Genomic DNA, 24092 nt, shown 5'->3' on the forward strand with positions numbered 1-24092 from the left:
ATGAGAAAAAACGACCATAAGGTCGGACCAACAGAGTGAGGAACTCAACATGTCGAACGAACTGGAATATCTGAGCCGGCGCGTTGCGTCCGGCAAGCTGAGCCGTCGCGATTTTCTCGGCCGGGCGGCAGCGCTCGGCGTCACCGCAACCTTCGCCAATTCGCTGCTTTCCAGCGCTTCCCGCGCGGCGGGTCCGGTCAAGGGCGGCACGCTCAAGGCCGGCCTCGTCGGTGGCGAATCCACCAACAGCCTCGATCCGGCGCTGTTCATGACGCAGGTGCCGTTCGCCTTCGGCAAGATGTGGGGCGAACTGATCGTCGAGCTGTCTCCCGAAGGCAAGCTCGAGAACCGCATTGCCGAGGAGATCGGCTCGTCGGACGACGCCAAGACCTGGACGCTGAAGATCCGCGACGGCGTCGAGTTCCACAACGGCAAGAAAGTGACTGCAGAGGACGTGGCCGCCACCCTCGAACGCCATTCGGACGAGAAGTCGAAATCCGGCGCGCTCGGCTATATGAAAGGCATCGAGAGCATCAAGGCCAGCGGCAAGGAAGTGGTGTTGACGCTGAAGGAGCCGAATGCCGATCTTCCCTATCTGCTTAGCGACTATCACCTGATCATCCAGCCGAACGGCGGCAAGGACAAGGCCGATGCCGGCATCTCGGCGGGTCCTTACAAGGTCACCACCAACGAGCCCGGCGTGCGCCATGGCGGCGAGCGCTTCGCCAACTACTGGCAGGGCGACAAGATGGGCCATGCCGACCAGATCGAGATCATCGTCATCAACGACGCCACGGCGCGTACGGCGGCCCTGCAGGGCGGCCAGGTCCACATGATCAACCGCGTCGAGCCGAAGATCGTCGACCTGATCAAGCGTGTGCCCGGCGTCACCATCCGCAACCATTCGGGACCCGGCCACTACGTCTTCATCATGCACTGCAACACCGCGCCGTTCGACAACAACGATTTGCGCATGGCGCTGAAGCTGGCGATCGACCGCGAGGAGATGCTGAACAAGGTGCTGCGTGGCTATGGCTCGCTCGGCAACGACTTCCCGATCAATGCATCGTACCCGCTATTCACCGAGATCGAGCAGCGCAAATACGATCCCGACAAGGCCAAGTTCCACTACAAGAAGTCGGGCCATGACGGTGCCGTCCTGCTCCGGACGTCGGACGTCGCCTTCCCCGGTGCCGTCGATGCCGCACAGCTGTTCCAGCAAAGCGCGGCCAAGGCCGGCATCAAGCTGGAGATCAAGCGCGAACCGGGCGACGGCTACTGGTCGGAAGTCTGGAACAAGCAGCCCTTCTGCGCCTCCTACTGGGGCGGCCGGTCGACGCAGGACCAGATGTACTCGACTGCCTATCTGTCGACGGCCGACTGGAACGACACACGGTTCAAGCGTCCGGATTTCGACAAGATGGTGCTGGCGGCTCGCGCCGAGCTCGACGAGGCCAAGCGCAAGGCAATGTACCACGACATGGCTGTGATGGTGCGCGACGAGGGCGGCCTGATCCTGCCGATGTTCAATCAGTTCATCGACGCGACGGGCGCCAAGGTTGCCGGCTGGGTGGATGATCCGCATCAGGAGTTGATGAACGGATATGCTCTCGCGAAGTGCTGGCTCGAAGCCTGAGCCCGGCCTTGCGGATATGTCCTCACCCATCGTGAAACTGGTGGCCCAGCGCATTGCGCTGGGCATCATCCTTCTATTGGCCGTTTCGGTCCTGATCTTCGCCGGCACCCAGATCCTGCCCGGCGATGTTGCGCAAGCCATTCTCGGGCAGTCGGCGACACCGGAGTCGCTCGCCAATCTGCGCGAACAGCTCGGGCTCAACGATCCGGCTTACATCCGTTATTTTCGCTGGCTCGGCGGCATTCTGACCGGTGATCTCGGCACGGCTATGTCGAGCGGTCAGGATATCGCAACCTCTATCAAGGGAAGGCTGTGGAACACGCTGTTCCTCGCCTTCTGGGCGGCGGTCGTCGCGGTGCCGCTGGCGATCATCCTCGGGCTGATCGCGGTGCGCTACCGCAATGGCTGGGTCGACAAGCTGATCTCGGGACTGGCGCTGGCCTCGACGTCCTTCCCGGAATTCTTCGTCGGCTATGTGCTCGTCTTTTTCTTCGCGGTGCAACATCAATGGTTTCCCGCCATTTCCACCGTCTATGACGGAATGCCGTTCGGCGAGCGCATCCAGGCCATAGCACTGCCGGCGGCGGCGCTGACCTTGGTGGTGCTCGCCCATATGATGCGCATGACGCGCGCCGCGATCCTCAATGTCATGCAGTCGGCCTATGTCGAAACCGCCGAACTCAAGGGGCTTTCCGCCTTCGCGGTCATCCGCAGGCATGCCTTCCCCAATGCTATTGCGCCGATCATCAACGTCGTAATGCTCAACCTGGCCTATCTCATAGTCGGCGTCGTCGTTGTCGAGGTGATCTTCGTCTATCCGGGTATGGGCCAATATCTCGTCGACCACGTCACCAAGCGTGACGTGCCTGTGGTGCAGGCGGTCGGGCTGATCTTCGCCGCCGTCTACATCAGCCTGAACATCATCGCGGACATAGCGGCAATCGTCGCCAATCCGCGCCTTAGACATCCGAAATGAAGGGGTCGGGTATGCTCGTCATCAAACGCATCCCCATCCCGGCATTGATCGGCATCGTGCTGACGGCGCTGTTCGTTCTGGCGGCGATTTTTGCGCCGTGGATCGCGCCGCATGGCAATGCCGAGATCGTCAGCGACGTCCCTTGGGAACCGATGTCGGCGGCGCATTGGCTGGGCACCGACAATCTGGGCCGCGATCTGTTGTCGCGCATGATCTATGGCGCCCGCATCACCCTGTTCATCGCGGTGCTGGCGACCGCGCTATCGTTCTCGCTCGGCGCTATACTCGGCTTCTCGGCGGCGGTTTTCGGCGGCTGGTTCGACACGCTTCTGTCGCGTCTCGTCGATCTCCTGATGTCGATCCCGACGCTGATCATGGCCCTTGTCGTGCTTTCCGTGCTGCCATCCAATCTGGTGACGCTGATCCTGGTCATGGGCGTTCTGGATTCGACCCGCGTCTACCGCCTGTCGAGGGCGGTCGCCGTCGACATCAACGTCATGGATTACGTCGAGGCGGCCAAATTGCGCGGCGAGGGCAGCGGCTGGATCATCTTCCGCGAAATCCTGCCCAATGCGCTGTCGCCGCTGGTTTCGGAACTCGGCCTGCGCTTCATCTATGCCGTGCTGTTCCTGTCGACGCTGTCCTTCCTTGGGCTTGGCGTACAGCCGCCGGACGCCGATTGGGGCGGTATGGTCAAGGAAAACAAGGATGGTATCGTCTTCGGCATAGGCGCCGCCCTCATTCCGGCGGCGGCGATCGCAGCGCTAGCGATTTCCGTCAATCTCGTCGCCGACTGGGTGCTCAACCGCACGACAAGCCTGAAGGGAGGACGCGGGTAATGGCTGACAAGCAACCGAAGCCCGGGCAACCGAAGCCCGGGCAACCGAAGCCCGGGCAACCGAGGTCCGGCGTGCTGCTCGACATCCGCAATCTGCGCATCGAGGCCACGGTATATCCGCCGGGCGAGGCGCCGAAGAACATCGTGCTGGTGCACGATGTCTCGCTGACGCTCGAAAAGGGCAAGGTGCTCGGATTGATCGGCGAGTCCGGCGCCGGCAAATCGACCATCGGCCTGTCGTCGATGGGCTACGGCCGCGGCGGCGTGCGCATCACCGGCGGCGAGGTCATCCTCAATGGCCGCGACATCCTGAAGGGCGGCAACGAAGGGTTCCGCAAATTGCGCGGCCGCGAGGTCTGCTATGTCGCGCAATCGGCGGCAGCTGCCTTCAACCCGGCGCACAGGCTGATGGACCAGGTGGTCGAGGCAGCACTGCTGCACGGCACGGCGACGCGGGCCGAAGCCGAAAAGCGCGCCGTGGCGCTGTTCAAGAAGCTCAGCCTGCCGAACCCCGAAAGCATCGGCGAGCGCTTCCCCCACCAGGTGTCGGGCGGTCAGCTGCAGCGCGTGATGACGGCAATGGCGCTGTGCTCGGAGCCCGACCTGATCGTCTTCGACGAGCCGACCACGGCGCTCGACGTGACGACGCAGATCGACGTCTTGGCGGCGATCAAGGATGCCATCCGCGACACGCATGTCGCGGCGCTCTACATCACCCACGATCTTGCCGTCGTCGCCCAGGTATCGGACGAGATCATGGTGCTGCGCCACGGCCGGCTGGTCGAATGGGGCGGCACGCGCCAGATCATCAAGGAGCCGCGCCAGGAATACACCAACGCGCTGGTTTCAGTGCATGAGATCGAACATCAGGAGCAGAAGCCCGGCACGAGCCCGTTCCTGTCGGTCAAGAACATCACCGCCGCCTATGGCCGCAGCCACATCAAGGTGTTGAAGAACGTCTCGGTCGATATTTTCCCGGGCCAGACGCTGGCGGTGGTCGGCGAGTCCGGCTCCGGCAAATCGACGCTGGCGCGCGCCATCACCGGCCTCTTGCCGCCCGAACAAGGCACCGTCACCTTCGACGGGCGGCCGCTCGCCAACCGGCTTGCCGACCGGCCGAAAGAGGATCTGCGCCAATTGCAGATGATCTACCAGATGGCCGATGTGGCGATGAACCCGCGCCAGACGGTCGGCACCATCATCGGCCGGCCGCTGGAATTCTATTTTGGGATGCGCGGGCGCGAGCGCGACAAACGCGTCGCCGAACTGCTCGACAAGATTGAAATGGGCAAAGGCTATATCGACCGCTATCCGGCCGAGCTTTCGGGCGGCCAGAAGCAGCGCGTCTGCATCGCCCGCTCGCTCGCCGCCAAGCCGAAGCTGATCATCTGCGACGAGGTGACCTCGGCGCTCGACCCGCTGGTCGCCCATGGCATACTGGAGCTGCTGCTCGGGCTGCAGAAAGAGGAAAACGTCGCCTATCTGTTCATCACCCACGACCTGGCCACGGTCAAGTCGATCGCCGATTCAATCGCGGTCATGTATCGCGGCGAGGTGGTGCGCTACGGCGCCAAGAGCACCGTGCTGACGCCACCCTTCGATGCCTACACCGATCTTTTGCTGTCGTCGGTGCCCGAAATGGAGATCGGCTGGCTGGAAAAGGCGATCAAGGGACGGCGCATGGCCAGCGCGGGAAATTAGACACTCCCGTGGCGCTCAAGACAAAACTTTTGGTCATCATCCTCGACGGCGTGCCTTACCGGAACTGGCGGCGGCTGATGGGCAATCTCGAAGGCTGGGTGCAATCAGGCGAAGCCCGCGTATGGAAAATGCGCTCCGTCCTGCCGTCGACCTCGGCATCCTGCTACGCCTCGATCCACACCGGCGTGCCGCCCCAAGTGCACGGTATCCTGTCGAACGAGAACCGGTTTCGCGTCGAACAGCCTGATATTTTTTCCGAAGTCAGCAGGGCCGGCGGCAAGACGGGTGCGGTCACCCATTCCTACTGGTCCGAATTCTTCCGGGCCTGTCCGTTCGACCTGGTCGAGGACATGGAGTTCGACGAGCCGGGCGGGCCGATCGGCCACGGCCGGTTCCACACCATGACCGGCTATAATGCCAGGAACCAGATGACGCCGAGCGACGTCGACCTGTTCGCTACCTTGACCATGCTGACCAGGCGCTACGGCATCGACTACGGCATCCTGCACAGCTGCACGCTGGACTCGATGGGCCACCGCTTCGGCCATGACTGCCATGAGATGGATCATGCCGTCTATGCAATGGACGCCATGCTCGCCGGCTTCCTGCCGCGCTGGCGGGAGGCCGGCTACGAGGTGATCGTCACCGCCGATCATGGCCAGACCGATCGCGGCCATCATGGCGGCCACGACGAGGAGATGCAGGATTTCGCACTTTACTACTTCGGATCCGGCGAGGGTCCGGAAGCCAAGACGCTGCTCGATCAGCTGCAGCTCGCGCCAACGGTGCTTGCGCGCCTCGGCGTGCCGGTGCCGGCGACGATGAAGGCAAAGCCATTTCTCGACTGATTGGTGCCTGGCCTGCTTTGCTTGCGGAGAACATAAAGCCGGTCGAAATGCGCGACGCCAAATGGAGGCCAGATACAGGAGTCAAAGTTCGAGACAGACCTTGCCAAAATGCTTTTGGGACTCGTAGTGCTTGAAGGCATTGGCGATCTCCTGCAGGGGAAAACCGCGGTCGATCGCAGGCTTCAAACGGTTGGCCTCTATGGCACGGATCATGTCGTTCTGGTCTGCCCTGCTGCCAATCGAGATTCCGCTGATCCTGATCTGATTGGAAAACAGGGCCGGGATCGAAACTTGCCCGGCAAAACCAGTCAAGACACCGATCAGTGCGATGTGGCCGCCCATCCTGCAAGCTGTTATCGACTGCGCCAATGTGCCGGGCCCGCCAACCTCGATCACATGATCGACGCCGCGTCCGTCCGTCAATACCCTTGCCTTCTGGCCCCAATCCGGCACCGCCTTGTAATTGACGACAATGTCGGCTCCAAATCGCTTTAACTTTTCCAGCTTCTCCTCCGATGAGGAGGTGGCAATAACCCGAGCGCCTGCAATTTTTGCGAATTGCAGCGCGAACAGCGATACACTTCCCGTGCCAAGGACCAGCACCGTATCACCAGGCTTCACCTGGCCGCACACCATCAGGGCTTTCCAGGCGGTGACGCCGGCACAAGTAAGCGTTGCCGCCTCCACATGCGTGAAGTCTGCCGGTGCCCTTGTGAAGGCATGCCAGGGCATGCACACATACTCGCGGGCATAGCCGTCAACATCATCTCCCAATTCGCCCTTCTTATTGGCTGGCGTCGGTTCGCCTGCCAGCCAATGGGGCCAATAGGTGCTGACGACGGCATCTCCGACCTTGAATTCTTGGACATCGTCTGAGACCGCAACCACCTCTCCGGCGCCATCGGACAGCGGGATACGGCCATCGGCGCACGGTTTCTTTCCCAGCGCCACCATACTGTCGTGGAAATTCAACGAACACGCTCGTATCCTGACAAGCAACTCACCCGGCCCTGGTTCTGGGCAATCTTCCTCGACCAGCTTGAGATTTTCCAAGCCTCCCGGCGCTTTCAGCCTAATCAATCTCATGGAAAGCTCCTTCCGACCGCGCAAGGCTTCATGCGCCCCACCACTCGCGTGGACGCTTGACCGCGGCGAACACCGCCATGGGCGACTGATCCACGAGAATCGCGGCCGCAAAGCTGTTGTTGGTCATAACATTTCGTTTCTTCAGGCTGGATTGCCATTTGCGATCGGGACCTTAGTCGCCCGGCAGCGGACTGTTGAGTTACAAAACTGTCGGGAATCCCTGCACGGCGATGGCGTCCAATTACGCCTCGCCCGAGGCTGAACGACTGCACCTTACCCGATGGTTATGAGCCGCCTTGTGGCCGCCGTCATTGCGAGCCTGACGGCCGAGACAGTATCGCTAAAAAGGGGGAGAACGGTACACTCTGGCAACCTCTCCGCTCTTCGGTTAGCCTCCGCAAATATCCGGCGGAGGCGGTGAACCCTTTTTGGGCCGATCAGCGACAGATGCCGAAGTGGAGATCGGCGGGCTGGAGAAGGCGAATCAAGGGACGGCGGATGGCAAGCGCGGGAAATTGAGCACCTAGGGATTCCCTCGCGTCACGGGAAATGCCGAGGATCGGTGCGCGGATCACGTGCGAGAACGGGTACTTTCGGGAGGTCACGTCGCGGCGAGCTTTGCGAGCCGGCGATAATCGCAATCCACCAGATTGGGGAGGCGCTGAAGTTCCTCGACATCAAACCACCGGATCTCGGTGTGTTCCTCGCAAATGTTGCTTGGATCCCCGCCTTCCCAGCCGATGACCTTGAAAACGTGGTGCAACGCCTTCCCATAGAGCTCGGGATGGCGCTCTCCAATGCACCGCATCCAACCGAAATCTGTTGGCGTCACTCCAATTTCTTCCTGAATCTCGCGAACGAGTGCCTCTTCCAGCGTCTCTCCGGCTTCAACGCGGCCGCCGATCGTGTCCCAATGCCCAGGCCACGCGCTCTTCCAGGCAGCGCGAAGACCCATCAAGACCTTCCGGTCGTGGTTCACCAGCAATGCACCGACCGTAACTGTGGGATTCCTGATCATTTGCGGAGCGTATTCGCTGCAGCGATGTTTGCAAAGGCGGCGTCTTCCCTCCCCCGCAGGGAGAAGGAGAAAGCGCACCTCTGGCAACCTCTCCGCTCTTCGGTTAGCCTCCGCAAATATCCGGCGGAGGCGGTGAACCTTTTTGGGCTGATCAGCGACAGAGCAGGCAGGAGCCAGGCGGCTCGACCGGCGATGACAGCCGCGGAGACCGATCGCGCGCTCGTCGAGCGGGTCGCGAAGGGCGACCGTGCAGCCGTGCGGCTCCTGTTCATGCGCCACCACGCGCGGGTCTACCGCTTCGTGGCACGCCAGACGGGATCGGAACTGATGGCCGACGATATCGCGAACGAGGTGTTCCTCGAGCTCTGGCGGCAGGCGCCGGCCTTCGAGGGGTGCTCGGAGGTCTCGACATGGCTGCTCGGCATTGCCCGCTTCAAGGCGCTGTCCCTGCTACGCAGGAAGAAGGAAGACTGGATCGACGACGATGACGCGGCCCAGGTCGCCGACGGTGCCGACACGCCGGAAGTCGTGACGATGAAGGAAGACAAGGCCGCTGCCTTGCGACGCTTCATCGATGCCATGCCGGAAGAGCATCGCACGGTGATCGACCTTGCCTATTATCACGGGCAATCGGTGAGCGAGATCGGCGAGGTGCTCGGTATTCCGGTCGCCACGGTCAAGACCAGGATGTTCTACGCCCGCAAGAAACTCGGCGAAGCTCTCAAGGCCGCCGGTTACGACAGGGGGTGGCCATGAGCGCCGCTGAAAAAATGTCACGCCGCGACGAAATGGAAATGCTGCTGCCGTTTTATCTGAACGGCTCGCTGGAAGGCGCCGAGCTGGAAGCCATCGAGGAATGGCTGGAGAGCGATCCGGCGGCGATGGCCGCGCTTGGCGAGGCCGAGGCCGAATTCTCCGGCACTGCTGCCGCAAACGAGGCAATCCGCCCGCCGGCCGATGCGCTCAGCCGCTTTGCCAAGGCGCTCGACGCCGAGGCCGGCCCGGCCCGCGCGCCGGCGGCGTCGCCCTGGCTGGCGCAGGCCTGGAGCCGCTTCATGGCGGTGCCGGCCGGCGTCGCCTGGGCCGCGGCCGCGGTGCTGCTGGCCCTGGTCGTCGCGCAATCCTTTGTCCAGACCGGCAGCAGAGGTGGCGACTTCAAGATTGCCGGATCGGCAGACGATCTGGCCAAAATGCCGTTTGCACTGGTGAAGTTCAAACCGGATGCGAAGCTGTCCGATATCGTCGCTTTTCTCGACCAGAACCAGTTGAAGATCGCCGGCGGGCCGACCGCCGACGGTGTCTTCCGCCTCGGCGTTCCGGCCAAGACCGCCGCCGACTATCAGAAGCTGCTTGGCCTTATTGCCGCCCAGCCTTTCACCGAAGCTGCCCTGGAGGGAAGGAAACCGGCTGATGGCGGCTAAGGCGGTCATTCGATTGACGGCGGCGATGACAATCTTCGCCACGTCCGCGATGGCGCAGACCAACGACCCGAACCTCACCCAGGCGGAGATCGACTGCCTGAACCGGGCAAGTGCCGCCGGCACCGACTGCGCCAAGGACGGCGACGACGGGAAGGATAGCGGCGGCAAAACGCCGGCTAAGGCTTCAACGGTGAGTGCCGTGTTTCTTCCCGCGCTGATCGTCGACTTGTTCCCCAATCCTACCCTAGTCACCGAGGCGCCGATACCTCCCGGCAATACCGCGGCCCCGCCGACCGCTCCGCCTTCGGGCCTGCCGCAATACCGGCGGCCGCGCCGGGCGGTCCGATCGTAGCACCCACCGATCTTGTCGCAACCGAGCCGCCGCGCGCCGTGATCGGCGATTTCGTGCCCGACGAGGTGCTGGTCACGGTCAATGGCGATGCCGGCGCGGTCCAGCAGATCGCCGCCTCGTTCGGCCTCGAAATACGCTCGCAGCGGCAGTCGCGGCTGCTCGGCAACACGCTGGTGCGCTTCGGCATTCCCGATGGCCGCCCAGTCGGCGTCGTGCTGGCGCAGCTTGCCGCCGACGGCCGCACTTTGCGGCGTGAGGCCAACCACGTCTATTCGCTGCAGCAGGCGGCCAGCATCGTCAATTATGCGTTCGAGCGCATCGCGCTCGACGCCAAGGAAGCCAGCGGCGAGAATGTCCGCGTCGGCGTCATCGACACCGGCATCGACGACAGCAATCCCGCGCTCTCCGGTGTCATCGCCGAGCAGTTCGATGCCATGCCCGACGTGCCGATCAAGGCACGCGACCACGGTACTTCGGTCGATGGACTGATCGCCGGCACCGGCGCGTTCAAAGGCATGGCGCCGGGCGCCAGGATCTATCACGCCCGCGCCTTCGAGGGCGGCAAGTCGACCATGGACGTCATCCTTTCGGCGCTCGACTGGGCGGCGGAGCAGGATGTCCGTATCATCAATATGAGCTTCGTCGGCCCGAAGAACGACCTGCTCGGCATCGCCTGCCGCAATGCGCGCGCGCTCGGCATCGTGCTGGTCGCCGCCGCCGGCAATAACGGGCCGAAGGCGCCCTATGGTTATCCGGCCGCCTTCGACGGCGTGATCGCGGTGACGGCCACCGATGCCAAGGACGGGCTGATGCCGCAGGCCAATCGCGGCGCCTACGTCTTCATCTCCGCTCCCGGCGTCGAGATGGTGGCGCCAAGCGGCGCCGGCTCGGATGTGGTGACCGGGACGTCCTTTGCAGCGGCGATCGTGACCGGCGCGGTCGCCAACCTGTTGCATGCCGCGCCCGACCGTTCGGCCGACTGGGTCGAGAAAGCACTGGCCGCCACGGCAAAGGATCTCGGCCCCAAGGGGCGGGACAATGATTTCGGCTTTGGGCTGCTGGACACCAAGGCGGCCGAGGCGGCCAAGGACTAAGTCTCGTGTTTGAACCGAGCCGTCTCATAACGCTGTCGCGAAACTTGTCTCACGCCGTGCTATAATGACCAAGCCAACCTGCACTACGCCGCCGTAGGGAAAATGCTTCACCGCTGCGGGCGCACAGAATGTAGACCTGTGGTCGCCAGTCCGGATCAGAAATAAAAACGACAGGGAGGATGACGTGTCCCTCGACGCCAGTGGCTTCGATCAAGCAGTTGAAGAATACCACCTGGCTCTGGATGAGTTCATGAAAGGAAACCCCGCGCCAGCGAAGAAGCTCTTTTCCCAACGAGACGATGTAACACTGGGCAATCCCTTTGGCCCTTTCGCTCATGGATGGAAGCAGGTCGTTGAGACGATGGAGCAGGCGGCATCGAACTACAGGGACGGCGACGCTAGCGGCTTCGAGAACATAGCGAAGTGTGTGACGTCTGAGCTGGCATACATCGTCGAAGTGGAGCGGCTCAGGTCCAAGGTTGGCGGTCGGAGCGATGTCACGCCTCTTGCGTTACGCGCGACGAGCGTCTTTCGCCCAGAAGATGGTCTGTGGAAGATTGTGCATCGTCATGCCGATCCGATAACGACGGCTCAGCCGGCCGATTCGGTACTCCGATAGCGGTTGTGGTATTGGGGAAGCGATCGATCTCCTTTGCTGCTGCAGCGCGGCTATTCTTCAGTCCGTTTTCTGCTAAGGGTTGGCCAGCGTCATCGGGCTCGCAGGGTCGGACGGCCGCTCTGGGTCGAACTCGGTCGCCGGGAGTGATCGAGTTTTGACCTTTACATCGGCGCGCCGGCCCTGGATGCCCTGACCACTGGTCGAACGGCCAGACCTCGCCGCGCGCGGCCTGCTCCGGCCGGAGATTCGCGACGCCAGCCGTTCGGCAATGCGCGCCGGCCAGGCGGATCGACTACGATGGCTTAAGTCGCGTTTTGCCGAGGACGCGCCAGAAAATAGAATGCGGCGATGTGCGTTATCATCAGCAGCGGTACGTAGATGATCGGGATCGCGTAGGTTGCGCCCAGTTCCCCCGCGCGTGCAGGAAGGCCGATCTGAATGGCGTGGTAATAGTCGACGATGAGGTCGACCGTCCCTACGACGTTGAAGGCGACGACCAACGGCCAGAAGAGCGGGCGTATCCTCACTGTGAGCAGCGCCAGCATGGCCAGCACGCCAGTCGCGAAATCGCCGTAGGCGGCAAACACGGCGAAATCGGTGGGCAGATTGGGGCTTACGACGCCCGGAACGATGAAGACGAGCCCGAAGAAGCGGAAGCTGTGCAGCGTAGCGATAGCACGTTGCGCTGCGACCCGGTCCATCGACCTGAGCCACGGCAAACCGTATGCGCCGAAGCAAAGCAGCCATGCGACATAGCCGAGAACAAGATGGGTTTGGAACACTATTTCCGTGGACATTTGGCCTTCTCTCAACAGTTGATTCACGCGGCTTTAAGCCCGCTACCGCAATTCGACTATCCGGTGTAATCACAACAACCTATGAAGCAGAACTACACAGTCCGACATGGTGCGCTGGAGGGCGTCGAGGCGTTCCTGGCCGTCGCCAGGCGCCGCAACTTCCGCCGTGCTGCCGCCGATCTCGGCGTGACGCCGTCCGCTGTGAGCCAAGCGGTGCGCGCGCTGGAAGCTCGCCTGGGTACGGCGCTGTTCGTCCGCACGACGCGGAGCGTCGGTTTAACCGAGCCTGGCCAGCGGTTCCTCGACCGTGCCGGCCCTGCATTCGAAGAGCTCGTCGCGGCCGGCGAGGCTGCCCGCGATATCGGCCAACGGCCGACCGGTCTGCTGCGTCTGTCTGTGCCCCGCGCCATCGTGCCATTGATGTTGGAGCCGGTGCTCGCGTCGTTCTGCCAAGCCTATCCTGAGATCGAACTGGAGATCGCCGTGAGCGACCAGATGGTTGATCTGGCGACCGGCGGGTTCGATGCCGGCATCCGCCTCGGCCAGCTCATCGCCGCCGACATGGTCGCGGTGCGGCTGACAGCGCCGTTCTCGTTCGTGGTCGTCGGCAGCCCTGATTATCTCGAGCGCCACGGCCGTCCCGAGCGTGTCGAGGACTTGCGCCACCACGCCTGCTTACGCTTGCGCCGCTCGAATGGCGCGATCGCGCCCTGGTCCTTCGTCGACGGCAATGGCGCGATCGAAGCGATCGTCTCAGGCCCGCTGATCGCGCACGACTATTCGACATTGGTCGGGGCTGCGACGCGGGGCGTTGGGCTGGCGCAGACACCACGACCACTCGCCGAAGGTCTGATAGAAGAAGGAAAACTCAAGTCGGTGCTGGACAGCATCGCCACGACGACGCCGGGTGTCTTCCTCTATCATCCAGGCAAGCGCCAAGTCCTGCCGAAGCTGCGCGCCTTCATCGATCACCTCAAATCTGCGGCCTGACACCAGGACGCACTCGCTGGTGCTGGCCAACAGCCGCCAAGAGTCGACCTCGGCCGTTCAGAGTGATTGCCTCTAGGCCGGTGCGCCGGCGACCGATCCCCTGACCACCAGGTCGACCGGCCAGACCTCGCCGCGAGCCCCCTCCTCCAGGCCGGAAATCCGCGCCGCCAGCCGTTCGGCGATGCGCGCGCCGGCCAGGCGGATCGACGAACGCGTCGTCGACAGCGGCACCGAAAAATTCTCCGGCTTCAGCCAGGGAAAGACGTCGTCATGGGCGATCAGCGACAGGTCGCCCGGAATGGTCAGGCCGAGATCGCGCACCGCGCGCACCACGCCGAGCGCCATGATCAGGCTGGAGCAGGCGATCGCCGTCGGCGCGTCGCTTTGTTCCAGCAAGCGCCTGGCGGCGCGGTAGCCGTTCTCCTCGGTCATGGTGAGCGAACAGACATGCTGATCACCAAGCACCAGGCCGCTTGCCGCTAGCGCGCGGCGCACGCCGCGCTCGCGATGGATGGCGAAGGTCTCGCGATCGTCGCCATTGATCAGCGCCAGGCGCCTGTGACCGAGCTGGACGAGAAGCCGGGCCGCCTCGTGGAAGGCGCCCTCATTGTCGATGTCGGTGAAGGGATAGTCGAAATCGAAGCCTTCGCTGCGGCCATGGACGATGAAAGGAATGCCGAGCGTATTGACCAGCGCCACCCGGCGGTCGGCCGGCCTCGGCGACGAGATATAGACCGCGTCGACCTGCCGGTTGGCGACAATACGGCGGTAGGTCGTCTCCTGGTCGTCGGCATCGGCCGGTGACAGCACCAGGTCGAGCTCGTGCGAACGCGCATAGTCGCCGAGGCCGGACAGGAACTCGACGAAATGCGGGTCGATGTCGACGGTCGTCCCCGTCGGCAGCACATAGCCGATCATGCCGGTCTTGCCGGTCGCCAGCCGGCGCGCGCTCGGATTGGGGCGATAGCCGTGACGCTTGGCGGCATCGACCACCCGCCGGCGCGTTTCCTCGTTGACTTCCGGGTAGCCGTTCAATGCGCGGCTGACCGTGGTCTGCGAAAGCGCCAGCATGTGGGAGAGCTGCTTGAGGTTCACCGGAGGCCTCCAAAACCTCAAAGCGCTTTTAATCTGAATCGAGCTGGCCGCTACGAACCGCCTTGCCGAGCGCAATGACCATACGCACGGTTCGGATCGGTTTGAAGCCGAATTTGCTGCTGCACCGCCAGAAAACTGTGCTGCAGCGCACTTTCGCTGGCACTCGGCCGCAGAAATTAAATCGATTAGCGTGGCTTTCTCTTGACTCTGGATCAATTCAGTGGCGTGATCAAAATCACCAAAGCGCTTTGGAAGACTCTACGAAAGGTTGCAGTTCCTTTCCGACTGAGTCACAGTCCTGCAGCGCCGGCGGACGGAATGGAGGTTTCGTTCGGTGTTTGTCACCACTGGGAGGGAATACCGATGAAGAAAATGCTTCTGCTGGGCGCTGCGTTTGCCACGCTCGCCCTGGCCATGCCGGCGCAAGCCGAACTGAAGTTCAAGCCGGGCGAAGATCCCCGTTTCAACTGGGCCAACTACGAGGAGCTCAAGAAGGTCGACCTCAAGGGCGAGACGCTGACGATCTTCGGACCGTGGCGCGGCGAGGACGAAGGGCTTGTCCGCACCGTTCTCGATTATTTCTCCGAAGCCACCGGCGCCGAGATCAAGTACTCCTCGTCGGAGAATTACGAGCAGCAGATCGTCATCGACACGCAGGCCGGCAGCCCGCCCAACATCGCCGTGCTGCCGCAGCCGGGTCTGATCCAGGATCTGGCATCGAAGGGGCTTTTGACGCCGCTCGGCGACGACACCGCCACCTGGGTCAAGGACAATTACGGCGCCGGCCAATCCTGGGTCGACCTCGGCACCTTCAAGGACAAGGACGGCAAGCCCGGTTTCTTCGCGTTCCCCTACAAGGCCGACGTGAAATCGCTAGTCTGGTACTCGCCGGATAATTTCGAGGAAGCCGGCTACAAGGTGCCGAAGACGCAGGAAGAGCTTGCCGAGCTCGAAAAGAAGATCATCGCCGACGGCGGCACGCCATGGTGCATCGGGCTTGGTTCGGGCGGCGCCACCGGCTGGCCTGCGACCGACTGGGTCGAAGACATCATGCTGCGCACCCAGACGCCCGAGACCTACGACAAATGGGTGAAGAACGAAATTCCGTTCAACGATCCGGCCGTGGTCAACGCCATCGACATTTTCGGCAAGATCGCGACCGACGACAAAATGGTCGAGGGCGGTGCAAAGGCGGTTGCGGCGACCGATTTCCGCGACAGCCCGAAGGGCCTCTTCTCGGTGCCGCCAAAATGCTATCTGCACCACCAGGCATCATTCATCCCGACCTTCTTCCCGCAAGGCACCAAGATCGGCGAGGATGCCGACTTCTTCTATTACCCGCCCTACGCCTCCAAGCCCGATCTCGGCACTCCGGTGCTGGGCGCCGGCACGCTCGCCATGATCACCAAGGATAGCAAGAGTGCCCGCGCGTTCATCGAATTCCTGAAGCTGCCGCTCGCTCATGAGATCTGGATGGCGCAGGGTGGCTTCGTGACGCCGTTCAAGTCGGTCAACAAGGACGCCTATGCCAGCGACGCGCTGAAGAAGCAGGGCGAAATCCTGGCCAACGCCTCGACCTTCCGCTTCGATGGGTCCGACCTGATGCCGGGCAAGATCGGCGCCGGCGCCTTCTGGACCGGCATGATCGACCTGGTCGGCGGCAAGTCCGCCCAGGACGTCGCCACCGATATCCAGAAAAGCTGGGACGCGATCAAGTAAGCGGCCGGCTTGCGTTCCCAATGTGATGCGGTCCGGGCCTCAAACGGCCCGGACCTTATCCGGTGCTTGGCGTCGCGTCGATTGTCGTGAGCACAACGCATTCCGGCATGATGCGCGCCCAGTGACCTGCTTTTCGGCTGGTCGCGCTCCAGACAACTGAATCGGCGCATGATCCCGTCGCCAAAGCCATTCTCGACTGGCGGATCCGTGCGCAGGGGGAGGGACCCATGGCGGCTCAGATTTTTTCGGCGATATTCGTCATCATCATCGGCGTGGGCGGCTGCGTCGCCTATTTCTGGGGCGCCAACAAGGCACTCGATACGATCTTTCCGGCACGCGGCGTTTCCGGCAAGGCGGCGATTAACAATCTGCGGCGGCAGGGGGTGATCCGGCCGTGGCTGTTCGTCGGGCCGGCGATGATCATCCTCACCATCTACCTGATCTACCCGGTGGTGGAGACGCTGAGGCTGTCGTTCCTCGATCGCGGCGGTGGCCATTTCGTCGGCTTGGCCAACTATCAATGGGCGTTCGGCGACCGCGAGTTCCGCAACTCGATCCTCAACAACATCATCTGGCTGGCAGTGGTGCCGGCCGCCTGCACCTTCCTCGGGCTGATCATCGCCGTGCTCACCGACAAGATCTGGTGGGGCACCATCGCCAAGAGCCTGATCTTCCTGCCGCTGGCCATCTCCTTCGTCGGCGCCAGCGTCATCTGGAAATTCATCTACGAGTACCGCGGCGACGGCCAGACGCAGATCGGCCTGCTCAACGCCATCATCCAGTATTTCGGCGGCCAGCCGCAGGTCTGGATATCGCTGCCGTTCTGGAACAACTTCTTCCTGATGATCATCCTGATCTGGATCCAGACCGGCTTTGCCATGGTCATCCTGTCGTCGGCCTTGCGCGGCATTCCGGAAGAGACGCTGGAAGCCGCCGTCATCGACGGCGCCAATCCTTTCCAGATCTTCTGGAAGATCATGGTGCCGCAGATCTGGGGCACCATCGCCGTCGTCTGGACCACCATCACCATCCTGGTGCTGAAGGTTTTCGACATCGTGCTGACCATGACCAACGGCCAGTGGAACAGCCAGGTGCTGGCCAATCTGATGTTCGACTGGATGTTCCGCGGCGGCGGCGATTTCGGCCGCGGCGCCACCATCGCCATCATCATCATGATCGCGGTCATTCCGATCATGGTCTGGAACATCCGCCAGGCGAACAAAGAGACGGAGGGACATTGAGATGGCCGTGGCGACCGGAAAGTCCTTTGTCAGCCGTTTCGGCGTCCATATCGCCGTCTTCATCTTCGTTGCGATCTGGACGATCCCGACGCTCGGCATCCTGGTCTCGTCGCTGCGCGACAAGGACCAGATCATCGCTTCGGGCTGGTGGAACTCGTTCACCAGTTCCAGCCAGACGGAAGCCGGACGGCTGCCGCCCGCTTCGGCGCAGGTCGAGAAGGACGGCAAGTTCGTCCTGCAAGGCAATATCTTCGGCGACGGTCCTGCCCGCAACATCAGCGCCTTCGGCGTCAAGTCGGCCGCACCGACGCAATATCCCGCCGGCACGACAGCCGATCTCGGCGACGGCGTGACCCTGCAGCTCAATGCCGACGGCAGTTTCGTCATGACCTCGCCGAAGGCTTTCGAAAGCGAACGCGGCCAGCGCGTCTATTACGCCTCGTCGGCGCCGCCGAAATTCACCACCGACAACTACGACACGGTGCTGTTTTCGGAAGGCATCGGCCGCTCCTTCATGAATTCGCTGACCGTCACCATTCCGGCGACCGTGATCCCGATCCTGATCGCCGCGTTCGCCGCCTACGCTTTGGCGTGGATGCGCTTTCCCGGCCGGGCGCTGCTCATCGCCGTCATCATCGGCCTCCTGGTCGTGCCGCTGCAGATGTCGCTGATCCCGCTGTTGAAGCTCTACAACGGCGTCGGCAGTTTCTTCGGCGTGCCGTCGAAAACCTATCTCGGCATCTGGCTGGCACATACCGGCTTCGGCCTGCCCTTCGCCATCTATCTGTTGAGGAGCTATATCGCCGGCCTGCCACGCGAGATCATGGAATCGGCGCGCATCGATGGCGCCAGCGATTTCGAGATCTTCGTCAAGATCGTGCTGCCATTGTCGTTCCCGGTGCTGGCCTCGTTCGCCATCTTCCAGTTTCTTTGGGTGTGGAACGATCTGCTGGTGGCGATGGTTTTCCTCGGTACCGAGGGCGACCAGATCGTGCTGACCGCCAAGCTCAATGCGTTGCTCGGTTCGCGCGGCGGCGACTGGGAGATCCTGACGACATCGGCCTTCGTCACCATCATCGTGCCGCTGATCGTGTTCTTCTCGCTGCAGCGTTATTTCGTCCGCGGGCTGCTTGCCGGCTCGGTGAAAGGAGGTTGAGATCATGCAATCCGCTTTGAAGGCGACCCCGAAGCCCGATCTCGCGATCGATCGCGACTGGTGGCGAGGTGCCGTGATCTACCAGATCTACCCGCGCAGCTACCAGGATTCGAACGGCGACGGCATCGGCGACCTCAGGGGCATCATCGGCCGGCTGCCCTATATCGCCTCGCTCGGTGTCGACGCCATCTGGATCTCGCCATTCTTCAAATCGCCGATGAAGGATTTTGGCTACGACGTGTCGGATTATTGCGACGTCGATCCGATGTTCGGGACGCTCGCCGACTTCGACGCGCTGACCGCCGAGGCGCATCGGCTTGGCCTCAAGGTGATGATCGACGAGGTGCTGTCGCACACCGCCGACATCCATCCATGGTTCAAGGAAAGCCGTTCGAGCCGCAGCAATCCAAAAGCCGACTGGTATGTCTGGGCGGATGCCAAACCGGACGGCACGCCGCCCAACAACTGGCTGTCGATCTTCGGCGGCTCGGCCTGGCAGTGGGACACCAGCCGCCAGCAATATTACCTGCATAATTTCCTGGCCGAGCAGCCCGACCTCAATTTCCACAACCGCGCGGTCCAGGACGCGCTGCTCGATGTCACCCGCTTCTGGCTGGAGCGCGGCGTCGATGGCTTTCGCCTCGATACCATCAATTTCTACTTCCACAGCCAAGGGCTGGAAGACAATCCGCCGCTGCCGCCCGAGCAGCGCAACGACCAGACGGCGCCGGCCGTCAACCCCTACAACTACCAGGACCATCTCTACGACAAGAGCCGGCCTGAAAACCTCGGCTTCCTCGAACGCTTCCGCGCCCTGCTCGACGAATATCCGGCGACGGCCGCGGTTGGCGAAGTCGGCGATTCGCAGCGTGGGCTGGAAGTAGTGGCGGCCTATACGGCCGGCGGCAAGCGCGTGCACATGTGCTACTCCTTCGACTTCCTGGCGCCGGAGAAGATCAGCGCGGCAAAGGTACGCTCGGTGCTGGAAACCTTCGGCAAGGTGGCCAGCGACGGCTGGTCGTGCTGGGCCTTCTCCAACCATGACGTGATGCGCCCTGCCTCGCGCTGGGCTGCCGGCGAGCCCGACCCGACCGCCTACCTCAAGGTCATCTCGGCGCTGCTGATGTCGTTGCGTGGCTCGGTCTGCATCTATCAGGGCGAGGAGCTCGGGCTTAGCGAGGCCGAGCTCAGCTTTGAATATCTGCAGGACCCATACGGCATCCGCTTCTGGCCGGAATTCAAGGGCCGCGATGGCTGCCGCACGCCGATGGTTTGGGACGGCGCTGCCCGCAATGGCGGCTTCTCGACGGCAAAGCCCTGGCTGCCGGTGCCCAGCAAGCATCTTGCGCAAGCGGTCAATGTGCAGCAGGGCGACGACGGCTCGCTGCTCGAGCACTACCGGCGCTTCCTGGCTTTCCGCCGCGCTCATCCGGCACTGGCCAAGGGTGATATCGAGTTCATCGAAAGCGACGACGACACCGTCGCCTTCACGCGCCGCGAAGGCAACGAGCAGATCGTCTGCGCCTTCAATCTCGGCGCAAAGCCGGCCGAGGTCGATCTTGGCGGCCGCTCACTGCAGCCCTTGCCGGGGCACGGGTTTTCGGGACAGACTGACGCCGGCACTATCCGCCTGGGCGGCTACGGCGCCTGGTTCGGGCGTATCGACTGAATTCAAGGAAGAACTGGAGGGTACCATGGCCGATGTCACGCTAAGGCAAGTGAAGAAATCATACGGCAATCTCAACATTCTGCACGGCGTCGACCTCGACATAAAGTCGGGCGAATTCATCGTCTTCGTCGGTCCGTCTGGTTGCGGCAAGTCGACCTTGCTGCGCTGCATCGCCGGGCTGGAGGAGATCACCTCGGGCGAGCTCAAGATAGACGGCGAAATCGTCAACGACGTGCCGCCGTCGAAGCGCGGCATCGCCATGGTGTTCCAGTCCTATGCGCTCTATCCGCACATGACCGTCTACGACAACATGGCGTTCTCGATGAAGATCGGCAAGGAAAGCAAGGCCGAGATCGACAAGCGGGTGCGCCAGGCGGCCGAGATCCTGCAGCTGACCAAATATCTCGACCGTCTGCCCAAGGCGATGTCGGGCGGCCAGCGCCAGCGCGTCGCTATCGGCCGCGCCATCGTGCGCAATCCCAAGGTCTTCCTGTTCGACGAGCCGCTGTCCAACCTCGACGCGGCGCTGCGCGTCGCTACCCGCATCGAGATCGCCAAGCTCAAGGAATCGATGCCGGCCACAACGATGATCTACGTCACCCACGACCAGGTCGAGGCGATGACGCTGGCCGACCGCATCGTGGTTCTGAAGGAAGGCCATATCGAACAGGTCGGCACGCCGATGGAGCTCTACAAGCGGCCCGGCAATCTGTTCGTCGCCCAGTTCATCGGCTCGCCGGCGATGAACATCTTGCCGGCAACGATCGACAAGACCGGCAACCCGACGCTCGTCAGCCATGTCGGCGGCCGCAAGGCAACGGTGCCGATCGCAACGCCTGCCTCGGCGAAAGGCGCTGCGGTGAGCTTCGGGGTGCGGCCGGAGGATCTGATGATTGCCACCGGCGCCGACTATTTGTTCGAAGGGACGGTCGATTATGTCGAGCAGCTCGGCGAGGTCCAACTCGTCTATGTCGACATCGGCCGCGCCGACCTGCCGCTGGTGACCAAGCTGCCGGGCAATGTCGAGGTCAAGCGCGGAGCGACGCTGCGGCTGACGGCGGACGCAGGCGACCTGCATATTTTCGACGCCGACGGGCGCTCTTTCGCGCTCCATGAAGCAGAAGCAAAGGCGGCTTGAAGCAGGCGTTTTTCCGCCATACAAAGACAAGAGCGGCGGGGATGGCCCGCCGCTCTTGTTTGGAATTCCAGTTCGGCTGTTAGTTGTTACCGAAGAGGTTGCGGTCGGCGCCCTGAGGCGCGGACTTGGGCACATCGCCAGACGAATTCAGCAGTTTGTAGATCGGCGAATTGGTGTCACGTACCGAAAACGTCTGCGTCTTGTCGACGTTGACGGTCGACTGCTTGTTGATGTCGGTCCCGCCAACATTGTCGTTGCGGGCATAGGCGCTGCCGGCGGCAATCAAGAGAGCGGCGGCAGTAAGAACAATCTTTTTCATTTGGGTACTCCTGGATTTTCGAATCAAGCGGCGGGCTCACCCGCCGCTTTGATGCTGGGATCGGCTATTAGTTGTTGCCGAAGAGGTTGCGGTCGGCGCCCTGGACGACCGGCTGCTTTTCAGCATGGTCCGACGTCTTGACGGAAGCCGTGTACGAGCTATCGACGAAAGGCGCAGGCTGGTTGGCACCGTTGGAACCATAATTGTCGCTAGCGGCGAAAGCGCTGCCGGTGATGGCCAGAACGGCGGCGGCAGCAAGAACGATCTTTTTCATTTTAATACTCCTGAATTTCTCGGGTCCCAGGCGGCGGATAATGCCCGCCGCCCTGATGCTGGGATCGGCTGTTAGTTGTTGCCGAAGAGGTTACGGTCGGCGCCCTGGACAGGCTGCTCGTCAGCATGAGCCGGCTTCTGAATGGAAGCCGTGTACGAGCTGTCGACCGAAGCGGCAGGCTGGTTCGCACCCTTGGAACCAAAGTTGTCGCTGCCAGCGAAGGCGCTGCCGGTGATGGCCAAAACGGCGACGGCGGCAAGAGCGATCTTTTTCATTTTAGTACTCCAGTATCTCAGTTTTTCCGTCCGGCGAGCGGCGTGTCTTGGGAGGAATTCGCGTCGTCCGGACAGCCCCGATGTGGGAAAGCCAATGGCCAGTTTCCAATCACGAAGTTGTTTGGTGTGGACCAAGAATCTACACCTTGAAATTGTGCCAGAGATTCCCTCCGCCACAATTTTATTGCTAAATATCAAGTAGATAGCCCATAGCATCGGTCTGGCTGCAAGGTGGCTTGGAGAGGCAGCGTTCACAGCGTCCTGCACGCATTGTCAACAGAAACGAACCGTTCGGTTCGATTTTTTAAACCGATAAAAGTAGCAGCAGGGGTTGTTTGTCGAATCGTTAACCATTTCAGCCAAACGCGACCTTGCCGTTCTACCTGTTTTCGGCCTGTTTATGCCGGGCAGCGAAGACTGCAACGGGCAAGCAGAACCGGGTCAGACCCCGTAGCGTTCGGTGCGGATGAGTGCCGCCGGGACGCCGGCATCGATCAGTGCCTCGGCGGCGGCCGTCACGAATGCGTTCGAGCCGCAGACGAAGGCCAGCTTCGGCGGCGCGGGCAGCCTCGTCATGGCTTGCACCATCATCGCGGCGTCGATCCGCCGCGCATAATCCGCCGGACGGCGGGCCGGCTCGCGCGTCAGCGTCAGCACCAGGTCGAAGCCATCCCGGCGCTCGGCGAGGTCGATCAACTCGTCGCGAAAGATCACCTCGTCCCAGACCCGCGCGGAAAACACCAGCGCGGCGGCGACCAGCGACTCCCGCATCGCCCGGTGACGGACCATTGACATCAGCGGCACCACGCCCGACCCGCCGCCGACGAGCAAGAGCGGTCCGCCATCGCTGTCGGACCAGACGAAATGGCCGCCGAGCGGCCCGCGCAATTCGACGTCGTCGCCCACCGCCGCGATCTCGTGAAAGAACGGCGAGACCTCGCCGTCCTCGAGTTTTTCAATCGCCAGCTCGATGGTCTCGCCGGTCTCCGGTGCCGAGGCGATGGAATAGGAGCGGCGCGCCTGATAGCCGTCAGGCGCTGTCAGCCTGACGTCGACATGCTGTCCGGCACGGTAAGCGAAGGGCCGCGATGGCTGTAGGAAAAAGCTGGTGACGCGCGGCGTGCGCTTTTGGATGCGGGTGATGGTGACTGTCTGCCAGGGCGACTGCGCCGCCGGTGCGTCGCTCATAGATCGTTCGTGTAGCGCTGTTCGCGCCACGGGTCGCCATAGATATGATAGCCTCGCAGCTCCCAGAAACCCGGCTCGTCACGCTCGGTGAACTGCAGCCCGTTCAGCCATTTGGCCGATTTCCAGAAATAGAGATGTGGAACGAGCAGCCGCGCCGGCCCGCCATGATCGGGGGTGATCGGCTTGCCCTCGTAAAGCAGTGCCACCATCGCCTTGCCGCCGGTGAGATCCTTCGTCGGCACGTTGGTGGAATAGCCGTCGAAACCCAGCGCCAGCGTGAAGGCGGTGGGCGGCTCGATGCCGGCGTCGGCAAGGATGTCATCGACCAGCACGCCCTGCCACGCGGTGTCGAACTTGGTCCATGCGGTCACGCAATGGATGTCGCGCGTCATCTTGGTCAAGGACAGCGCATTGAACTCGGCCCAGTTCCACTTCTTGATCGGCCGCGGCCCGTGCTTAAGCGTGAACGACCAATCCTCGGTGCGCACATGCGGCGTCGGGCCGGCCGACAGGACCGGGAAACCTTGCTCGAGATACTGCCCCGGCGGGATACGTGCATTCGTATCCGTCGGAGGCTTTCGTCCGGAAGAGAAGCCTCGGGTAACCATCGAGAATATCCATTTGCGCAAGGTCCAATCGACC

The 24092-nt window shown here is 62.4% G+C and carries 25 protein-coding genes; 16 read left to right on the forward strand and 9 right to left on the reverse strand.

The features are described 5' to 3' along the window. Positions 1-49 precede the first annotated feature (49 nt). The 5 genes from NKI50_RS10500 to NKI50_RS10520 are packed head-to-tail and all read left to right on the forward strand — an operon-like array spanning position 50 to position 5999. On the forward strand, positions 50-1636 hold the full coding sequence (locus NKI50_RS10500) for an ABC transporter substrate-binding protein (RefSeq protein WP_352464554.1): 1587 nt from the start codon (positions 50-52) through the stop codon (positions 1634-1636). Positions 1637-1652: 16 nt separating this feature from the next. Next, complete coding sequence (locus tag NKI50_RS10505; protein WP_023718086.1) at positions 1653-2612, forward strand: ABC transporter permease; 960 nt, start codon at positions 1653-1655, stop codon at positions 2610-2612. Positions 2613-2623: 11 nt separating this feature from the next. Further along, entirely contained in the window at positions 2624-3451 is an 828-nt protein-coding gene (locus NKI50_RS10510; RefSeq protein WP_023718087.1) for an ABC transporter permease, read from the forward strand. After that, complete coding sequence (locus NKI50_RS10515) at positions 3451-5151, forward strand: ABC transporter ATP-binding protein (RefSeq protein ID WP_352640562.1); 1701 nt, start codon at positions 3451-3453, stop codon at positions 5149-5151. Before NKI50_RS10510 ends, NKI50_RS10515 begins: the two co-directional genes overlap by 1 nt. Positions 5152-5159: 8 nt before the next feature. Then, a complete protein-coding gene (locus tag NKI50_RS10520; RefSeq protein WP_352716459.1) occupies positions 5160-5999 on the forward strand; it encodes an alkaline phosphatase family protein in 840 nt (279 codons plus the stop codon). 81 nt (positions 6000-6080) lie between these two features. Here the strand turns inward: NKI50_RS10520 and NKI50_RS10525 are convergent, their stop codons facing one another. Next, positions 6081-7085, reverse strand: coding sequence for a zinc-dependent alcohol dehydrogenase family protein (locus NKI50_RS10525; protein WP_352547952.1), 1005 nt, complete (start codon positions 7083-7085; stop codon positions 6081-6083). 601 nt (positions 7086-7686) lie between these two features. Beyond that, entirely contained in the window at positions 7687-8103 is a 417-nt protein-coding gene (locus NKI50_RS10530; protein WP_031193706.1) for an NUDIX hydrolase, read from the reverse strand. Between the two features lie 192 nt (positions 8104-8295). On the opposite strand from NKI50_RS10530, the gene NKI50_RS10535 reads away from it, so the two are divergent. From NKI50_RS10535 to NKI50_RS10550, 5 genes are all read left to right on the forward strand, one after another. Further along, entirely contained in the window at positions 8296-8859 is a 564-nt protein-coding gene (locus NKI50_RS10535; RefSeq protein ID WP_352716461.1) for a sigma-70 family RNA polymerase sigma factor, read from the forward strand. Continuing rightward, a complete protein-coding gene (locus NKI50_RS10540; RefSeq protein WP_352484363.1) occupies positions 8856-9524 on the forward strand; it encodes an anti-sigma factor in 669 nt (222 codons plus the stop codon). The genes NKI50_RS10535 and NKI50_RS10540 overlap by 4 nt, the downstream gene beginning before the upstream one ends. Continuing rightward, positions 9514-9876, forward strand: coding sequence for a hypothetical protein (locus tag NKI50_RS30555; protein ID WP_502900356.1), 363 nt, complete (start codon positions 9514-9516; stop codon positions 9874-9876). The genes NKI50_RS10540 and NKI50_RS30555 overlap by 11 nt, the downstream gene beginning before the upstream one ends. 38 nt (positions 9877-9914) lie before the next feature. Beyond that, positions 9915-10970: a S8 family serine peptidase gene (locus NKI50_RS10545; protein WP_502900358.1), complete on the forward strand. Its 1056-nt coding sequence runs from the start codon at positions 9915-9917 to the stop codon at positions 10968-10970. Between the two features lie 184 nt (positions 10971-11154). Next, positions 11155-11589 carry a YybH family protein gene (locus NKI50_RS10550; RefSeq protein ID WP_023718345.1) on the forward strand — a complete coding sequence of 145 codons (435 nt, stop codon included), beginning with the start codon at positions 11155-11157 and terminating at the stop codon, positions 11587-11589. A gap of 302 nt (positions 11590-11891) precedes the next feature. On the opposite strand, the gene NKI50_RS10555 is transcribed toward NKI50_RS10550, so the two are convergent. Continuing rightward, positions 11892-12386 carry a DUF8737 domain-containing protein gene (locus tag NKI50_RS10555; RefSeq protein ID WP_352716463.1) on the reverse strand — a complete coding sequence of 165 codons (495 nt, stop codon included), beginning with the start codon at positions 12384-12386 and terminating at the stop codon, positions 11892-11894. Between the two features lie 81 nt (positions 12387-12467). Between NKI50_RS10555 and NKI50_RS10560 the strand changes: the two genes are divergently transcribed. After that, complete coding sequence (locus NKI50_RS10560; protein WP_352716465.1) at positions 12468-13376, forward strand: LysR family transcriptional regulator; 909 nt, start codon at positions 12468-12470, stop codon at positions 13374-13376. A gap of 72 nt (positions 13377-13448) precedes the next feature. On the opposite strand, the gene NKI50_RS10565 is transcribed toward NKI50_RS10560, so the two are convergent. Then, positions 13449-14471, reverse strand: a complete 1023-nt coding sequence (locus NKI50_RS10565) for a substrate-binding domain-containing protein (protein WP_352495219.1) — start codon at positions 14469-14471, stop codon at positions 13449-13451. A gap of 363 nt (positions 14472-14834) precedes the next feature. Between NKI50_RS10565 and NKI50_RS10570 the strand changes: the two genes are divergently transcribed. From NKI50_RS10570 to NKI50_RS10590, 5 genes are all read left to right on the forward strand, one after another. After that, entirely contained in the window at positions 14835-16190 is a 1356-nt protein-coding gene (locus NKI50_RS10570) for an ABC transporter substrate-binding protein (RefSeq protein ID WP_352495220.1), read from the forward strand. Between the two features lie 227 nt (positions 16191-16417). Then, on the forward strand, positions 16418-17431 hold the full coding sequence (locus NKI50_RS10575; RefSeq protein WP_023718341.1) for a carbohydrate ABC transporter permease: 1014 nt from the start codon (positions 16418-16420) through the stop codon (positions 17429-17431). A gap of 1 nt (position 17432) precedes the next feature. Next, positions 17433-18587, forward strand: a complete 1155-nt coding sequence (locus NKI50_RS10580) for a carbohydrate ABC transporter permease (RefSeq protein ID WP_023718340.1) — start codon at positions 17433-17435, stop codon at positions 18585-18587. Positions 18588-18591: 4 nt separating this feature from the next. Next, complete coding sequence (gene bglA, locus NKI50_RS10585; RefSeq protein WP_352591831.1) at positions 18592-20256, forward strand: beta-galactosidase BglA; 1665 nt, start codon at positions 18592-18594, stop codon at positions 20254-20256. 25 nt (positions 20257-20281) lie between these two features. Beyond that, positions 20282-21394 (forward strand): ABC transporter ATP-binding protein, encoded by a 1113-nt coding sequence (locus NKI50_RS10590; protein WP_023718338.1) that lies wholly within the window; start codon positions 20282-20284, stop codon positions 21392-21394. 79 nt (positions 21395-21473) lie between these two features. On the opposite strand, the gene NKI50_RS10595 is transcribed toward NKI50_RS10590, so the two are convergent. From NKI50_RS10595 to NKI50_RS10615, 5 genes are all read right to left on the reverse strand, one after another. After that, positions 21474-21713 (reverse strand): DUF680 domain-containing protein, encoded by a 240-nt coding sequence (locus tag NKI50_RS10595; RefSeq protein ID WP_352495222.1) that lies wholly within the window; start codon positions 21711-21713, stop codon positions 21474-21476. 67 nt (positions 21714-21780) lie between these two features. Beyond that, positions 21781-21987, reverse strand: coding sequence for a DUF680 domain-containing protein (locus tag NKI50_RS10600; RefSeq protein ID WP_352495223.1), 207 nt, complete (start codon positions 21985-21987; stop codon positions 21781-21783). Positions 21988-22058: 71 nt separating this feature from the next. Further along, positions 22059-22262 (reverse strand): DUF680 domain-containing protein, encoded by a 204-nt coding sequence (locus tag NKI50_RS10605; protein ID WP_023718335.1) that lies wholly within the window; start codon positions 22260-22262, stop codon positions 22059-22061. Between the two features lie 441 nt (positions 22263-22703). Next, a complete protein-coding gene (locus NKI50_RS10610) occupies positions 22704-23450 on the reverse strand; it encodes an FAD-binding oxidoreductase (RefSeq protein WP_352495224.1) in 747 nt (248 codons plus the stop codon). Beyond that, the gene (locus tag NKI50_RS10615) at positions 23447-24058 is read right to left on the reverse strand and encodes a molybdopterin-dependent oxidoreductase (RefSeq protein WP_352495225.1); all 612 of its coding nucleotides are present in this window, start codon (positions 24056-24058) and stop codon (positions 23447-23449) included. The genes NKI50_RS10610 and NKI50_RS10615 overlap by 4 nt, the downstream gene beginning before the upstream one ends. Between the last annotated feature and the right edge of the window lie 34 nt (positions 24059-24092).

The organism is Mesorhizobium sp. M0563 (genome assembly GCF_040321065.1).
Classification (GTDB): Bacteria; Pseudomonadota; Alphaproteobacteria; order Rhizobiales; family Rhizobiaceae; genus Mesorhizobium.

Excerpts from the sequence above, each read along its gene's own strand:
- NKI50_RS10500 (WP_352464554.1), top strand. The coding sequence starts at position 50 with ATGTCGAACGAACTGGAATATCTGAGCCGGCGCGTTGCGTCCGGCAAG.
- NKI50_RS10505 (WP_023718086.1), top strand. The coding sequence starts at position 1,653 with ATGTCCTCACCCATCGTGAAACTGGTGGCCCAGCGCATTGCGCTGGGC.
- NKI50_RS10510 (WP_023718087.1), top strand. The coding sequence starts at position 2,624 with ATGCTCGTCATCAAACGCATCCCCATCCCGGCATTGATCGGCATCGTG.
- NKI50_RS10515 (WP_352640562.1), top strand. The coding sequence starts at position 3,451 with ATGGCTGACAAGCAACCGAAGCCCGGGCAACCGAAGCCCGGGCAACCG.
- NKI50_RS10525 (WP_352547952.1), bottom strand. The coding sequence starts at position 7,085 with ATGAGATTGATTAGGCTGAAAGCGCCGGGAGGCTTGGAAAATCTCAAG.
- NKI50_RS10530 (WP_031193706.1), bottom strand. The coding sequence starts at position 8,103 with ATGATCAGGAATCCCACAGTTACGGTCGGTGCATTGCTGGTGAACCAC.
- NKI50_RS10535 (WP_352716461.1), top strand. The coding sequence starts at position 8,296 with ATGACAGCCGCGGAGACCGATCGCGCGCTCGTCGAGCGGGTCGCGAAG.
- NKI50_RS10540 (WP_352484363.1), top strand. The coding sequence starts at position 8,856 with ATGAGCGCCGCTGAAAAAATGTCACGCCGCGACGAAATGGAAATGCTG.
- NKI50_RS30555 (WP_502900356.1), top strand. The coding sequence starts at position 9,514 with ATGGCGGCTAAGGCGGTCATTCGATTGACGGCGGCGATGACAATCTTC.
- NKI50_RS10555 (WP_352716463.1), bottom strand. The coding sequence starts at position 12,386 with ATGTCCACGGAAATAGTGTTCCAAACCCATCTTGTTCTCGGCTATGTC.
- NKI50_RS10560 (WP_352716465.1), top strand. The coding sequence starts at position 12,468 with ATGAAGCAGAACTACACAGTCCGACATGGTGCGCTGGAGGGCGTCGAG.
- NKI50_RS10570 (WP_352495220.1), top strand. The coding sequence starts at position 14,835 with ATGAAGAAAATGCTTCTGCTGGGCGCTGCGTTTGCCACGCTCGCCCTG.
- NKI50_RS10575 (WP_023718341.1), top strand. The coding sequence starts at position 16,418 with ATGGCGGCTCAGATTTTTTCGGCGATATTCGTCATCATCATCGGCGTG.
- NKI50_RS10580 (WP_023718340.1), top strand. The coding sequence starts at position 17,433 with ATGGCCGTGGCGACCGGAAAGTCCTTTGTCAGCCGTTTCGGCGTCCAT.
- bglA (WP_352591831.1), top strand. The coding sequence starts at position 18,592 with ATGCAATCCGCTTTGAAGGCGACCCCGAAGCCCGATCTCGCGATCGAT.
- NKI50_RS10590 (WP_023718338.1), top strand. The coding sequence starts at position 20,282 with ATGGCCGATGTCACGCTAAGGCAAGTGAAGAAATCATACGGCAATCTC.
- NKI50_RS10595 (WP_352495222.1), bottom strand. The coding sequence starts at position 21,713 with ATGAAAAAGATTGTTCTTACTGCCGCCGCTCTCTTGATTGCCGCCGGC.
- NKI50_RS10600 (WP_352495223.1), bottom strand. The coding sequence starts at position 21,987 with ATGAAAAAGATCGTTCTTGCTGCCGCCGCCGTTCTGGCCATCACCGGC.
- NKI50_RS10605 (WP_023718335.1), bottom strand. The coding sequence starts at position 22,262 with ATGAAAAAGATCGCTCTTGCCGCCGTCGCCGTTTTGGCCATCACCGGC.
- NKI50_RS10610 (WP_352495224.1), bottom strand. The coding sequence starts at position 23,450 with ATGAGCGACGCACCGGCGGCGCAGTCGCCCTGGCAGACAGTCACCATC.
- NKI50_RS10615 (WP_352495225.1), bottom strand. The coding sequence starts at position 24,058 with ATGGTTACCCGAGGCTTCTCTTCCGGACGAAAGCCTCCGACGGATACG.